At 69.7% G+C, this 1,160-nt stretch carries 1 protein-coding gene; it reads right to left on the bottom strand.

All coding sequences use genetic code 11. The features are described 5' to 3' along the window. Window positions 1-1,160 (bottom strand): beta-ketoacyl synthase N-terminal-like domain-containing protein (locus ACZ4MF_RS49090; protein WP_467500971.1); only part of this gene is annotated, 1,160 nt, incomplete at both ends.

Genomic DNA, 1,160 nt, shown 5'->3' with positions numbered 1-1,160 from the left:
CACATCACGCCGCTCCGCCACAAACGACCGCAACCGAGCAGCCTGACCACCCAACGCCCCCGCCCCACGACCCGACAACACAAACGGCACCACCGGCAATTCGCGCGTGGCTGTCGGTGCCGGCCGCCGGTCGGCCGTCGCTGGTTCATTCGGTGGCTGCTGCAGAATGACGTGTGCGTTCGTCCCACTGATGCCGAATGAGGACACTCCGGCTCGCCGGGGTCGGCCGATGTCCGGCCAGTCCCGTGCTCGGGTCAGCAACGCCACCCCGCCGGAGGACCAGTCCACCTCGGTCGAGGGGTCCTCGGCGAACAGGGTTCTGGGCAGGAACCGGTGCCGCAGCGCCATCACCATTTTGATGACCCCGGCAATGCCTGCCGCCGCCTGTGGGTGTCCGATGTTCGCTTTCACCGATCCGAGCCACAGGGGTGAGCCGTCGGTGTGCTCCCGCCCGTAGGTCGCCAGTAGTGCCTGTGCTTCGATCGGGTCCCCGAGCCGAGTACCCGTGCCGTGTCCTTCCACCACGTCGACATCGGCGGCCGTCAGCCCTGCGTTGGCCAGCGCCTGCCGGATCACCCGCTGCTGCGAGGGTCCGTTCGGGGCCGTCAGTCCGTTCGAGGCCCCGTCCTGGTTCACGGCCGAACCCGCCAGCAGCGCGAGTACCCGGTGCCCGTTGCGCCGCGCATCGGACAGCCGTTCCAGCACCACCAGGCCCACGCCCTCGGACCACCCGGTGCCGTCCGCGCCCGCGCCGAACGACCGGCACCGGCCGTCCGGAGACAGCCCTCGCTGCCGCGCGAACTCCGTGAGGATCATCGCAGTGCCCATGACCGCGACGCCGCCGGCCAGCGCGAGCGAGCACTCGCCCGATCTCAGCGCCTGCGCCGCCAGGTGCAGTGCCACCAGTGATGACGAGCAGGCCGTGTCGACCGTTGTCGCGGCTCCCTCGAAGCCGAACTGGTACGCGATTCGCCCGGACAGGACTCCAGGCGTGGTACCGGTGAGCAGGTATCCGCCGGCGTCAGTTCCTACTGCGCCGTATCCGTGCGGTGTTGCTCCCACAACCACTGCGGTCCGGCTGCCGCGCAGTGAGTCCGCGTCGATACCCGCGCGTTCGAAGGCCTCCCAGGCAACCTCCAGCAACAACCGCTGCTGCGGGT

The sequence above is a fragment of the Streptomyces sp. NPDC025793 genome, from assembly GCF_055558375.1.
Note: the sequence above shows the minus strand (reverse complement) of the source record. Positions and strands in the feature narration are given on the sequence as shown.